This window comes from Marinobacter mobilis (assembly GCF_900106945.1).
GTDB lineage: Bacteria > Pseudomonadota > Gammaproteobacteria > Pseudomonadales > Oleiphilaceae > Marinobacter > Marinobacter mobilis.
The window spans coordinates 18,297-30,272 of sequence record NZ_FNNE01000005.1 but is presented as its reverse complement, the minus strand read 5'-3'; the positions used below and the strand labels follow the sequence as shown (position 1 = coordinate 30,272).

General features: G+C 59.8%; 12 protein-coding genes. 1 reads left to right on the top strand and 11 read right to left on the bottom strand.

All coding sequences use genetic code 11. The features are described from left to right. Nucleotides 1-51: 51 nt before the first annotated feature. The 9 genes from panC to dksA all read right to left on the bottom strand — a co-directional run bounded on the left by panC (nucleotide 52) and on the right by dksA (nucleotide 10,311). Nucleotides 52-903: a pantoate--beta-alanine ligase gene (panC, locus tag BLV11_RS08780; RefSeq protein ID WP_091812614.1), complete on the bottom strand. Its 852-nt coding sequence runs from the start codon at nucleotides 901-903 to the stop codon at nucleotides 52-54. Continuing rightward, nucleotides 900-1,694 carry a 3-methyl-2-oxobutanoate hydroxymethyltransferase gene (gene panB / locus BLV11_RS08775; RefSeq protein ID WP_091812613.1) on the bottom strand — a complete coding sequence of 265 codons (795 nt, stop codon included), beginning with the start codon at nucleotides 1,692-1,694 and terminating at the stop codon, nucleotides 900-902. The genes panC and panB overlap by 4 nt, the downstream gene beginning before the upstream one ends. 111 nt (nucleotides 1,695-1,805) lie before the next feature. Next, nucleotides 1,806-2,318: a 2-amino-4-hydroxy-6-hydroxymethyldihydropteridine diphosphokinase gene (gene folK, locus BLV11_RS08770; protein ID WP_091812612.1), complete on the bottom strand. Its 513-nt coding sequence runs from the start codon at nucleotides 2,316-2,318 to the stop codon at nucleotides 1,806-1,808. 3 nt (nucleotides 2,319-2,321) lie between these two features. Next, nucleotides 2,322-3,680, bottom strand: a complete 1,359-nt coding sequence (gene pcnB, locus BLV11_RS08765; protein ID WP_091812611.1) for a polynucleotide adenylyltransferase PcnB — start codon at nucleotides 3,678-3,680, stop codon at nucleotides 2,322-2,324. A 637-nt stretch (nucleotides 3,681-4,317) separates the two neighbouring features. Next, nucleotides 4,318-5,712, bottom strand: a complete 1,395-nt coding sequence (locus tag BLV11_RS08760) for a sigma-54-dependent transcriptional regulator (RefSeq protein ID WP_091812610.1) — start codon at nucleotides 5,710-5,712, stop codon at nucleotides 4,318-4,320. A 1-nt stretch (nucleotide 5,713) separates the two neighbouring features. Next, entirely contained in the window at nucleotides 5,714-8,683 is a 2,970-nt protein-coding gene (locus BLV11_RS08755) for an ATP-binding protein (protein WP_091812609.1), read from the bottom strand. Further along, the gene (locus BLV11_RS18305) at nucleotides 8,673-8,849 is read right to left on the bottom strand and encodes a hypothetical protein (RefSeq protein WP_175528315.1); all 177 of its coding nucleotides are present in this window, start codon (nucleotides 8,847-8,849) and stop codon (nucleotides 8,673-8,675) included. Before BLV11_RS18305 ends, BLV11_RS08755 begins: the two co-directional genes overlap by 11 nt. 62 nt (nucleotides 8,850-8,911) lie before the next feature. Continuing rightward, the gene (gene gluQRS / locus BLV11_RS08750; RefSeq protein ID WP_091812608.1) at nucleotides 8,912-9,814 is read right to left on the bottom strand and encodes a tRNA glutamyl-Q(34) synthetase GluQRS; all 903 of its coding nucleotides are present in this window, start codon (nucleotides 9,812-9,814) and stop codon (nucleotides 8,912-8,914) included. A gap of 56 nt (nucleotides 9,815-9,870) precedes the next feature. After that, entirely contained in the window at nucleotides 9,871-10,311 is a 441-nt protein-coding gene (gene dksA / locus BLV11_RS08745) for an RNA polymerase-binding protein DksA (RefSeq protein ID WP_091812607.1), read from the bottom strand. A gap of 201 nt (nucleotides 10,312-10,512) precedes the next feature. On the opposite strand from dksA, the gene sfsA reads away from it, so the two are divergent. After that, nucleotides 10,513-11,241 (top strand): DNA/RNA nuclease SfsA, encoded by a 729-nt coding sequence (gene sfsA / locus BLV11_RS08735; RefSeq protein ID WP_091812605.1) that lies wholly within the window; start codon nucleotides 10,513-10,515, stop codon nucleotides 11,239-11,241. Here sfsA and BLV11_RS08730 read toward each other — a convergent pair. Together BLV11_RS08730 and BLV11_RS08725 are read right to left on the bottom strand one after the other, a co-directional pair. Beyond that, nucleotides 11,225-11,563 (bottom strand): Rieske (2Fe-2S) protein, encoded by a 339-nt coding sequence (locus tag BLV11_RS08730; RefSeq protein WP_091812604.1) that lies wholly within the window; start codon nucleotides 11,561-11,563, stop codon nucleotides 11,225-11,227. The genes sfsA and BLV11_RS08730 overlap by 17 nt on opposite strands. Then, nucleotides 11,560-11,916 carry a pentapeptide repeat-containing protein gene (locus BLV11_RS08725; protein ID WP_091812603.1) on the bottom strand — a complete coding sequence of 119 codons (357 nt, stop codon included), beginning with the start codon at nucleotides 11,914-11,916 and terminating at the stop codon, nucleotides 11,560-11,562. The genes BLV11_RS08730 and BLV11_RS08725 overlap by 4 nt, the downstream gene beginning before the upstream one ends. Nucleotides 11,917-11,976: the final 60 nt, after the last annotated feature.

Below are 11,976 nucleotides of genomic sequence, written 5' to 3'. Positions count from 1 at the left end.
CGCTTCCTTTCAGTGATTCCCGGTGAGACCGGTTATTCCCGCCAGCGTTGGCTAGCGGGTGACGGAGATGTTGTCGATGAGTCGGGTTGTGCCCAGAAATGCCGCCGCCAGCACGGTCAATTCACGGTCGTCAATGCTTGCCGGTTGCAGTGTCAGGCTGTTGACGATGTTAACGTACTCTGGTCGGAATCCTGCAGCTTCGAGCCGCTCGCAGGCCTCTCGGGACAGTGTGTCGAGGTCGGCGATGGACGGCTGTTCCAGCTGCTTCGCAAGATCGGACAAGGTCTGGTGGATGGCCGCCGCCTTGCTGCGCTCCTGTTCCGACAGGTAACCGTTTCGGGAGCTTTTCGCTAAGCCGTCTTCGTCACGAACCGTCGGCGCGCCAATGATCTCAACGGGAATCATCAGGTCCTGGGTCAGCTTGCGAATCACGGCCAGTTGCTGGAAATCCTTCTCGCCAAACACCGCGATGTCAGGCTGGACCATGTTGAAGAGCATGGTGACCACGGTGGCCACGCCTTCAAAGTGTCCTGGCCGGCCTGCACCGCAATGCCCTTCGCTGACTCCGGGAACCACGACCTGGGTCTGGTTGGCCAGTCCGTTGGGGTAGATCTCACTGACAGGCGGCGCGAAGACCAGGGTGTTTCCGGCCTGCTCCAGTTTCTCTTGGTCGGCTTTCAGGGTGCGAGGGTAGCTGTCGAGGTCCTCGTTGGCACCAAACTGCATAGGGTTCACGAAGATGCTGGTGACAACAACATCGGTAGCCTCGAGTGCCTTGGCCACAAGTGAGATGTGACCTTCGTGCAGGTTACCCATGGTTGGTACCAGGCCAATCCGTTTACCCTGGGATCGGTAGTTCTGGAGGATGGTTCGCAGTTCTTTGATCTTGTGTACGGTTCTCATGCTTCGAACGTATGCTCCTGGCCGGGAAACTCGCGTTGCCGGACGGCGTTGACGTAGGCCTCAAGGGCGCCCTGAATGGAACCGTTCTCGGCCAGGAAGTTCTTTACGAATCTGGGCTTGCGGCCGGGTGTGACGCCGAGCATGTCGTGCAGCACCAGTACCTGACCGTCGGTATCGGAGCCTGCGCCTATGCCTATCACCGGGGCTTTGACGGCTTGGGTGATGCGGGCGGCCAGTGGTGCCGGGACGCATTCCAGCAGGATAACGTCAGCACCGGCTCGCTCCAGCATGCAGGCGTGCTCAATCATCTGCTCCGCGGCGTGTTCCTCGCGGCCCTGGACCTTGTACCCGCCAAACTTGTTAACGAACTGAGGTGTCAGCCCGAGGTGGGCGCAAACTGGAATGCCCCGTTCGCTCAGTGCGGTAATGGTGTCGGCCATCCAGTCGGTGCCCTCAAGCTTGACCATGTGGGCGCCAGCACGCATCAGTTCGGCGGCGTTAGTGAGTGCGCTTTCGGTGGTGCCATAAGACATGAAGGGCATGTCGGCCATCACCAGTGCGCCTTTGTTGCCGGCGGCTACCGAGCGGACGTGGTAGGCCATCTGTTCCATAGTCACCGGAAGGGTGCTGTCGTGGCCCTGAAGGACCATGCCAAGGGAATCGCCGATCAGGATCACGTCCACGCCCGCCTCGCTGACGGCGTGGGCGAAGGTGGCGTCGTAGGCAGTCAGAACGGCAAAAGCTTCGCCTTTCTGTTTGTAGTCACGCAGGGTGTTGATGGTAACAGCCATAGATTCCTTGCCTTTCAGTAAATGGGTCGGGACCGGGCCGGTGGCCGTCGCCAGGATCAGAGCTTAAGGGTAATCCCGGGGTGACCACTAGGCAAGGCTACCGGTATCGGCTCAGGGCCAGGGCGGCGTATCGCTGCCCGTTGGCTCCAGTCGTTGCAAGTGGTTGTCCGGGCACTGGTCGCGGAGGTCTCGCAGCATGCGCCCGTCCGGCAGGCTCAGCTCAGGGTTCAGGTCCAGCAGCGGTTGCAGTGCAAAGTCCCGGTTGCACAGTTCGCGGTGCGGGACGTGCAGGCGTTCATGCTCGATGACGTCATTGCCATACAGCAACAGATCCAGATCGAGGGTCCTGGGGCCCCAGTGCTGAAGGCGTTCACGGCCCTGATCCTGTTCAATCACCTGAAGGGCGTCGAGCAGTGCCAGTGGCGCCAGGGTCGTGGACAACTGAACAGCGCCGTTGATGAAATCTGGCTGGTCCTGGGGGCCAACCGGGCTGCTGCGGTAGAACGGGGACTGTGCCAGCAGCGTGGTCTGGGGCAGCATGGACAGCGCCACGACGGCTGAGGCCAGTTGTTGCAGCGGCTCTGCCAGATTGCTGCCCAGGCCGATGTAAACCGTAACGGCCATGGGTCAGGCGGTCCTGTTACCCGGCGGCCGACGCCGGCGACGCTTCGGTTTTGGCCCGCTGTTGCCGAGCTGACTGAGCATGCGCTCGCGGCCACGTTCGTCGGTGGCCTGGAATTCGGTCCACCACTGCCCAAGCCCGGGCTCGACCTCTCCGGCGTTTTCGCGCACCAGAAGGAAGTCATAGGCGGCGCGGAAACGGGGGTGTTCCATGGTAGTCAGGGCGCGTTTCCCCTGGCGCCGCGGCAACCGCATCTGCAGCTCCCAGATTTCTTTCATCGGTCCGGAAAAACGCTTGGGGATCGACGTTGCCTGAATCTGGCGGCCGATGACTTTGGCGATGGCCTGGTGCAGGGCGGGTTGGATCGGTTCACCCTGATCCTGGCGTTTGCGCCATTCTGCCTGCAATGCCGGCCACAACATCGCGGCAAACAGGAAGTAGGGAGTGACCGATTTGCCCTGGCGAATGCGGGCGTCGGTGTTTCTCAGTGCCTGGCGAATCAGTTCGTCGGGCTCGCCGGCGTTGAGGGCGCGGACGGTGTCCGGAAACAGCGGCGCCAGCAGGTCGTAACGCTGCAGCAGATCGTAGGTGGCTTCGCCATGACCGGCGGTGAACAGCTTCAGTACCTCGTCAAACAGCCGGGCCGCCGGAATGTGAGTCAGCAGTGGAGCGAGCTCGCGAATGGGGGCTTCCGTTGCCGGTTCGATGGCAAAGTCCAGCTTGGCCGCAAAGCGGATGGCCCTGAGCATTCGAACCGGGTCTTCCCGGTAGCGGGTTTCCGGGTCGCCAATCAACCGCAGTTGGCGGTTGTTCAGGTCATCGACGCCACCGGCAAAATCAATCACCGTAAAGTCACGAATGCAGTAGTACAGCGCGTTGATGGTGAAGTCTCGTCGCAGCGCGTCTTCTTCCATGCTGCCGTAGACGTTGTCGCGCAGCAGCAGGCCATGCTCGCTGGTCTTGCGCTGGTCGCTGGCGCTGTCATCGGTGTTGTCCGTCGCATTACCGCGGAACGTGGTCACTTCAATCACTTCGCGCCCGAAGAGCACGTGCACAATGCGGAAACGACGGCCGATCAGCCGGGAATTTCGGAACAGGGCGTGTACTTCTTCCGGCGTGGCGCTGGTGGCCACGTCGAAGTCCTTGGGTTTGCCGTCCAGCAGAATATCCCGGACCCCACCTCCCACGAGGTAGGCCTCAAAGCCGGCCTTGTTCAGGCGGTGGAGAACCTTCTTGGCGGGGTCGCTGATAGAGGTGCGTGACACGTTGTGTTCGTCCCGGGGGATGTCACGACGTACCAGCTTCTGGGTCTTGTTGTTTCCCCCGAGTAATCGGGAAAAGCGTTGTTTGACTTTTTTAAGCATTGAAATCCGTTGTTGCGCTCAGCAAAAACGAGAGTTTACCGGTTTGGCGGGAAATTGCACACGGCAATAACAGGGTAGGCCAGATAATCAAAAGGCGGACCCGCTTGCGCGGGCCCGCCCTGAAGAATAGACGATCTGCGTTGTTTTTGTTGTTGCCGGGCTTATTCTTCGTTTTCTTGCCCCTTGCATGCTTCACAGTTGAAGCCAGTCAAGGCAAACGGAACGCTTTGAACACATAGAGCAGACAGAGACTTTTAGTATGAGATTAGAGCGGATATAGCGGCGCCTGGAAGGCGATTCTTCTCTACATCTGCAACTCACACAAGCCGGGGGTCCACTAAAAAGCACAGTACCCAAAACACTCAGTTCGCTTACGTTCTGTTCTTGTTTTTGTTACCGAACGCTTTTCTACGGCTTTTTGTTTTTGTTTTGGCGCCGCTTAGTCACACTTGTTTTTGTTGTTGTGCGCGGTGGTAGTTGCATTGGGTGTGCCAGGTTTTTAAAATCCTTTATTAACAAGTAGTTAAAAAATATGGGACTAAAGGTGGGGTGAATTATTAGACTTAAGTGTTACTCGCATCTCCGTTTTTATACCTACACGTGTTCCTTGCGGTAACACTGGGTAACACTGTGGGCGTTACCCGGATTTCTTTCGTGGTATGCCCAGACGTTGGCGGCGTTCCCACAGGGATTTCCGGCTGATACCCAGTTTCTGGGCCAGCTCGGTTTCGCTCATCCGGTCCTGGTTTTCCAGGACGAAGTGCTGGAAATAGTCTTCCAGAGACAGATCATTGGATTCGCCGGTGTCCTGAGGCTTGGTCTGTTCATTGTCCCCTTCCACCAATCCGTGCGGAATATTGACGTCTTCACCTTCGATTTCCAGATCCAGGGTCACCGGCGTGATGACATCGCCCTCACAAAGAATGCTGGCCCGCTCAATGGCGTTCTCCAGTTCGCGGACGTTCCCCGGCCAGCGGTAACTGCGTAGGGCCTGCATTGCCTCCGGGCTTAGGTGAAGGTTGGCATTGCCGAGTTTGTCGCCCTGGCGTTTGATAAAGCGGCGGGCCAACCCGAGAATGTCGCTTTTTCGGTCCCGTAGCGGCGGAATGCGGATTTGCATGACATTGAGCCGGTAGTAGAGGTCTTCGCGGAACTCGCCGGTTCGGGTCATGGCTTTCAGGTTACGGTGGGTGGCGGCAATCATCCGGACATCGACCTTGCGGCTCTGGGTAGAACCGACCTTGCGTATCTCGCCTTCCTGCAAGACGCGCAGCAGCCGGGCCTGAGCTTCCGGGGGAAGTTCGCCAATTTCATCGAGGAACAGGCTACCGCCGTCGGCGGCTTCAATCAGGCCGGTCCGGCCTGAGACCGCACCGGTAAATGCGCCTTTTTCGTGGCCGAACAGCTCGGATTCGATCAGGCTTTCGGGGATTGCCGCGCAGTTGACCGAGATCAGTGGCCGTGCGGCCCGCGGGCTAAGCAGGTGCAATGCCCGGGCCGCCAGTTCCTTGCCGGTGCCGGATTCGCCGTTTACCAGTACCGTGGTCTCGGTAGGGGCGACCTTGCGGATGAGGTGGAAAACCTGCTGCATGGCGTCGCATTCGCCATACATGATGGCAGAAGGGTCCCCTTCCGCGGAGCGCGCGACCGGGGCCTCGGCCCGCGAGTCTGTTTTGGTCTCACCTTTCTGGCTAAGGATGGTTGCTACCGCGGCAAGCATTTCATCGTGATCAAAGGGTTTGGCGATGTATTCAACGGCGCCCAGCTTCATCGAGTCGACGGCGGAACGCAGGCTGGCGTAGCTGGTCATGATCAGTACCGGGGTATCCGGAGCCCGGTTGATCAGCTCGGTGCCCGGAGCGCCCGGCAGTCGCAGGTCAGAAATGATGAGATCGAATTGGTTCAGGTCATGGCCCTGTTCGGCGTCGTCCACTGAGCCGGCGTCGGAGACGTCATAGCCGGCATGCTGTAGCAGCTTTTTCAGGGCTGAACGGATGATCTCTTCATCTTCGACAATCAGAATGCGAGACATATCAGTGTGTTGACCTTTCGTTCTGGCTTAGTGGGTGGAGCTCTCCGCCGGCATCATAAGCCGGAAGTCGCAGGCGGACGCAGGTGCCGCGCTCGTTCTCGGGGTCGGCAGGACTTTCAACCTGTAGGTTGCCGTAATGTTCCTCGACGATGCTGTACACCAGCGACAATCCGAGGCCGGTGCCCTGGTTCGGGCCCTTGGTGGTGTAAAAGGGCTCGAAGATGTGGTCCAGCTGGTCCGCCGGAATGCCGGTCCCCTGATCGGTGACCTCGATAATAGCGGAGTAGCCTTCGTGGTTTCCACTGACCCGGATTTCGCCGCCCTCGGGAGAGGCGTCGCGGGCATTGGCCAGCAAGTTGACGAATACCTGAACCAGTCGTTGCTCATCCCCCAGGACCACGAGATCCTCCGGGCAATCGTTGCGGTAACTGATGCCTCGCCCTTTGTCACTGAGTGACAGCAGATTGATGGATTCCTCCACGCAGCGATGAATGGATGCGGGTTCGTAGCGGTTGGCCTGGGCATGGTTGCCGGTACGGGCAAAATTCATCAGCGACTGCAGGATGGTGGAGATTCGCCGGGTCTGCTGCTGAATCTGCTCGGCTGTCTGGAGGATGTCCGGGTCGTCGGTTTCCAGTTTCAGATTCTGGGCCAGCGAGGAAATGCCGGTGACCGGATTGCCGATTTCATGGGCGACACCGGCGGCCAGGCGACCGACCGAGGCCAGGCGCTCGCTGTGCATCAGTTCGTCTTCCAGCAAGCGGGTTTCTGTCTGGTCTTCTACCAGAATGATGCTGCCGCCTTCGGTGTGGTCGGGGCCGCTCAGGGCGGCTTTATGCAGATTCAGCCAGTGCGGGCGACCGCGCAGGTCCAGCCGGTGTTTGTAGCGGTGCTGGTCTTCACCGCGGACAAAATCATCCAGCAGGCTGTGCCAGTGATCGGGCAGCGCCATCAGACGTCCGCCGACGACGACCTCGGCGTCAATGCCGGTCAGCGCCACCATGGCATGGTTCCACATCAGGATTTCACCGTCCTCGCCGACCGAGCAGGCCGGGATCGGAAGATTCTGCAGGGTCTGGCGGTAATGGCGCCGAAGGCTGTCGAGTTCACCGGCGAGGCCGGTCAGCTGATTCTGGTAATCGCCCAGTGCCCGCTCCATGTAATGGATGTCCTGGGGGCCGCCGTCACTGGCCAGAGGTTTGAAGCTGAGGTGGCGCTTCACCATATCCCGGGCAACCGCAGGGCCAAGCAGGCCCGACAGATTGATCTCGATCTGGTCCCGCAGGCGCCGGAGCTGATAGGGCCGGAATTCCACCGTCGGCAGTTTGAGCTGATGGGCGGCCCGTTCGACTTCCCGTATCGCCACGTTCCGGCCCAGCGGTTCCGACAGTTGTTCCACGAACTCGCTGGAGGAACTGGCCATCAGCTCCCGCCGTTGGGGACGGGACAGCGCGCCCCAGGAACAGGCCTGGGCAGCCCGGCTTTCTTCGCTGCTCGATTTGGTGACCATCGAGACCAGGGCGAACGCTGATATGTTCACCGTCAGACTGATGAACACAAAGATGTGCCAGTTATTGTTAGTGGGGAACAGCGGTGCATCGGCCAGGGCAAGCAGGTTGGGGCCATAGGACAGTGGCATGACCAGGGTGACGATCCAGACCGCCATGCCGGCAAACAGGCCCGCAATGAGTCCCCGGCGGTTACCTTCCGGCCAGTAGATCACGCCGAGCGCCCCCGGCAGCAGTTGCAGAACGCCGGAGAGTGCGAGTATTCCCAGTTGGAACAGTCCCAGGCGCTGGCCCAGAGTTTCGTGGAACAGCAGCGCGGTGAAAATGATGATGCCAATCAGCAGGCGCTTGATCCGTCGCAGCCAGAGGTAGATGTCCCCGTGATCGGTCTGGGTGCGCAATGGCAACACCACGTGATTGAGTAGCATGCCGGCGAGCGCCAGGGTGCTGACGATCATCAGTCCGCTGGCGGCAGACAGGCCCGCAATAAACACGGTCAGTGCCAGTGCCGGGTTCTCCAGCGCCTGGGCAATCCCGATCGCCATATAGCTGGGCGGGGTGTTGACCGACAGTTCCATGCCTGACCAGAGAATGATCGGAACCGGCAGCGCCAGTAACAGTAAGTACAGCGGCAGCCCCCAGCTGGCCTTGGCCAGGGCCCTGGGGCTCGGGTTTTCCGCAAAGGTCATGTGGAACATGTGTGGCAGTACCAGGGCGCCGGCAAAGGACATCAGCATCAGTGCGCGCCAGCTACCGTCGTCAACGTTGAGCTCCATGTTACCGGCCAGCGACTGATGGCTTCCAAGCCAGTCTTCCAGGCCTTGGTAGCTGCCGAAGATTGAGTAAATTGCCACGCCGGAGAGGGCCAGCAGGGCGAGCAGCTTGATCAGCGAGTCGAACGCAATAGCCACCACAAGTCCGCGATGGCTCTCCGACCCCTGGTCCCGCTGGGAACCGAACAGGGCGGCGAACAGCACCACGGTCAGGCTGAACAGGGTGCTGATCAATGCATGCGAAACGCCAGGGGCCAGCAGGCTGGCGGTATCGGTAACCGCTTTGATCTGCATGCTGAGCAGGGGCAGGATGGCGATGCCGGAGCATAGCGTGGCGAGAGAGCCGGCAAACTGGCTGCGATAACGAAAGGCAAACAGATCTGCCAGTGAACTCAGCTGATAGGCGCGGCCGATCCGGAGGATCGGGTTAAGCAGGACCGGCGCCAGCAAATAGGCCCCGCTGATGCCGAGATAATAGGCAAGGAACCCATAGCCGGTTTCCGCTGCGATGCCAACGGCGCCATACACCGCCCAGATGCCGGCGTATACCCCGAGGCTGAGAATGTAGGTAAGAGGGTGATGAATCCAGCTGCGGGGAAGGATGCCCCGCTCTGCCAGATGGGCAATCGCAAATAGCAGCAGGAGGTAAAGCAAACTGCATGACAGCAACGCGGTCAGGCTAAAACTCATTAGGGTCCCGCCGTAGTTCGAGCCAGAACCCAAGCACGATCAGTCCGCCCCAGAGTAGGTAAGGGGTGTACCAGGCGTTACCGGGGGCGATCCACCAGTCCAGGATATTGGGTGAGAATACGTAAATAGCCAGGACCAGCAGGAAAACCAGGCGATAGATATACATCCGACAAAGGTTTCCTGAGTGTTGCGACAACCTGCGTTTATACCACGAGCACGGCGGCGCTGTCAGGGATTCCGCAAGGTTGGCGCCGGCTGTTCCTGATGGGGTTGACGGGGAACGTGGTCGCGCTGCCAGTGCTCCACTGCCCACGCCAGCACGGTGCTCACTGGGGACTGTCGCAGCGTAGGCGGCGGATTCTGGCCCAGAGCAGCCAGTGCCCGAACAAGGTTGTGTGCCGGTTGGCAGTCATCCAGTGCGGGGGCATGGGTCTGTTTGCTGAGCTTCTGACCGCTGCTGTTTAGGATCACGGGGATGTGCAGCCAGCTGGGGAGTGGTGCATTCAGGGCACGATAGATCTGCTGCTGTTGGCCGGTTGTGTCGAGCAGGTCAGAGCCGCGAACCACGTGGCTAATGTTCTGGTCGATGTCGTCCACCACCACCGCCAGCTGGTAGGCGACAAAGCCTTCCTTACGCAGAATGACGGGATCGTCCACGCCAGCGCGGATGGCCAGGGTTTGGGGGCCAAGGAGCTGGTCAGACCAGCTGAACGTTTGCTCCTGCAGCGCGAACCGGATGGCGTGAGGTGTTCCGGGCAACACCGGGGCTCGTTGTCGGCAGGTTTCGGTGTGTTCAGGGTGTTCTCGCAGCTCTTTGCGGGAACAGGTGCAGGGGTAGGCCTGTTGCTGTGCCCTCAGCTGCTCGATGGCTGCGAGGTAAGCCTCCCGCCGGTCAGACTGGAAACGAACGGGTTCATCGGAGTGGAGCTCGTGGGCATCAAGGGACGCCAGAATGCGGGTGGTGGCACTCTGTGATTCCCGGAGGGGGTCGAGGTCCTCGATGCGCACCAGCCAGCAACCATTGCTGGTGCGGGCTTCCAGAAAGCTTGCCAGCGCAGTGACCAGCGATCCGAAATGCAGCGGGCCGGTTGGAGAGGGCGCAAAGCGGCCCCGGTATGGAATTGTCGGCATGCTTCCTGAATGCGCCGGTCAGGTTGCCCCGGCGCACCGTGTTGTCGGCCGAGGGCTCAGATGCCTGTCTGGCGCTCGCGGATTTCCGCCAGGGTTTTGCAGTCGATGCACAGGGTAGCGGTGGGGCGTGCTTCCAGGCGACGAATGCCAATCTCGACACCACATTGGTCGCAGAAGCCGTAATCGTCCTTGTCGATGCGGTCGATGGTCTGATCGATCTTCTTGATCAGTTTACGCTCGCGATCGCGGGTACGCAGTTCCAGGCTGAACTCCTCTTCCTGGGTTGCGCGGTCGCTCGGGTCCGCATAGTTGGCGGCGTCTTCCTGCATGTGGTGCATGGTACGGTCGACCTCTTCCATCAGCTCCTGTTTCCAGGTCAGCAACAGTTGACGGAAGTGCTCGAGCATCTCGGCACTCATGTACTCTTCACCCTTCTTCAATGTGTAGGGGGTGAAGTTGGTAAAGCTCTCACGTGGTTTTTCAGCAGTGTTTGCCATGTAACCCGGCCTCTTTTTTGTACTTCACAACAACACTCTGGATTTTAGCGGCCAGAATGTTAATCCTGAAACGGGAATTTGCGGAAAATAGCAGATAAGCCTCTGGTACGCTAGCTTTCTCAACGCTATACCGGATTGGCGTCACGACGCCGGTGTCCCGTATCATGCAGGCCATTTGTCGTCCTCTTCCCGGAGCATAGCATGCATTTCCCTTCGCCGTTGATCGAAGCCCGCCTTATCCAACGTTATAAAAGGTTTCTTGCTGATGTGGAACTGGCGGATGGCCGTATGGTTACGGCGCACTGCCCCAATACCGGCTCGATGTTGGGCTGCAAGCCGGATCATGCCCGGGTTTGGTTAACGGAAAGTGACAACCCCAAGCGCAAGCTCCGTTACACCTGGGAACTGGTTGAGACCGTGCCGGGCCAGTTTGCCTGCATCAATACTGCGCGACCCAACGCTCAGGTCCGGGAAGCGGTGGAGAGCCAGCAGGTGGCTGAGCTGCAGGGGTATCCGGTATGCCGGGCGGAAGTCCGATACGGCAGTGAAAACAGCCGGATCGACCTGCATCTCTCTGGTCATCAGGCCCGGCCCGACGCCTGGGTGGAGGTCAAGAATGTCACCTTGTGTGAGGAAGGCCTGGGATATTTTCCCGATGCGGTTACCAGCCGGGGGCAGAAACACCTGCGTGAGTTGATGGCTCAGGCCCTGTCCGGTGCGCGGGCTGTGCTGTTCTTCTGCGTAAACCACACCGGCATCAAATCGGTACGGCCGGCCCGTCATATCGATCCGGAGTATGGTGCGTTGCTGGTTGAGGCCGTGGCCAGCGGAGTTGAGGTGGTGGCCTATCGGGCGGCGCTGGCCCGTGGTCAGGAGGTCAGTGGTGAGCTGACACTGACAACCCCGGTGCCGGTTATTCTGGAAACCTGACCAGGATCTGGTCCTGATCTATGCGGGTATCGAGCTGTTGCAGGGCTTCACCCTGGCAGGGACCCGCGATACAGAGACCCTTGTCCAGGGAAAACAGCGCGCCGTGGGTGGCGCACTGGATAAAGCATTGCTCGGCGTCGAGAAAGCGTCCGGGCATCCAGTTCAGCTCAATGCCAAGGTGGGGGCAGCGGTTGACGTAGGCGCGTAACTCGCCTTTGTGAGCGATGACAAATCCGGGGGTGTCGTCAAGGGTGAACTCCGCCGCCTGCTTGTCTTCCAGGGCATTGAGTGCGCAGGCGGTGTGCCAGGAACTGTCCGTCATTTGTTCACGCCATAACGCATGCGGGTGCCATGGTTGAGCGACATGACGATTTCATCAGCGTGAAGTTCTCGAGGGAAATAGCAGCCGGAAATCTTGGCCCCGGCGATGCTGGCGCCTTCCAAATTGCTGCCGCTGAAGTCAACGCCGCGAAGGTCGGCACCGCGGAAGTAGGCATTGCGGAAATCCATGCCGCTGGCCTCCATGCCCCGGAGATCAAGCCCCCGGAAATCACCAAAGGCGAAACTGGCCACGGTGTCAGCCGCTGCCTTGGCCTTGTTGAAGGCGGCGATATTCTCGTTGTGGAGAATCTCGTAGAGCGGGTCGTCAATCTGGCGAATCATGTCTGAATCCATCTCACTACTCCCGGGATCACGGTGGCATCGGTCGGGAGTTGCCTCCAGACCGATGTATCC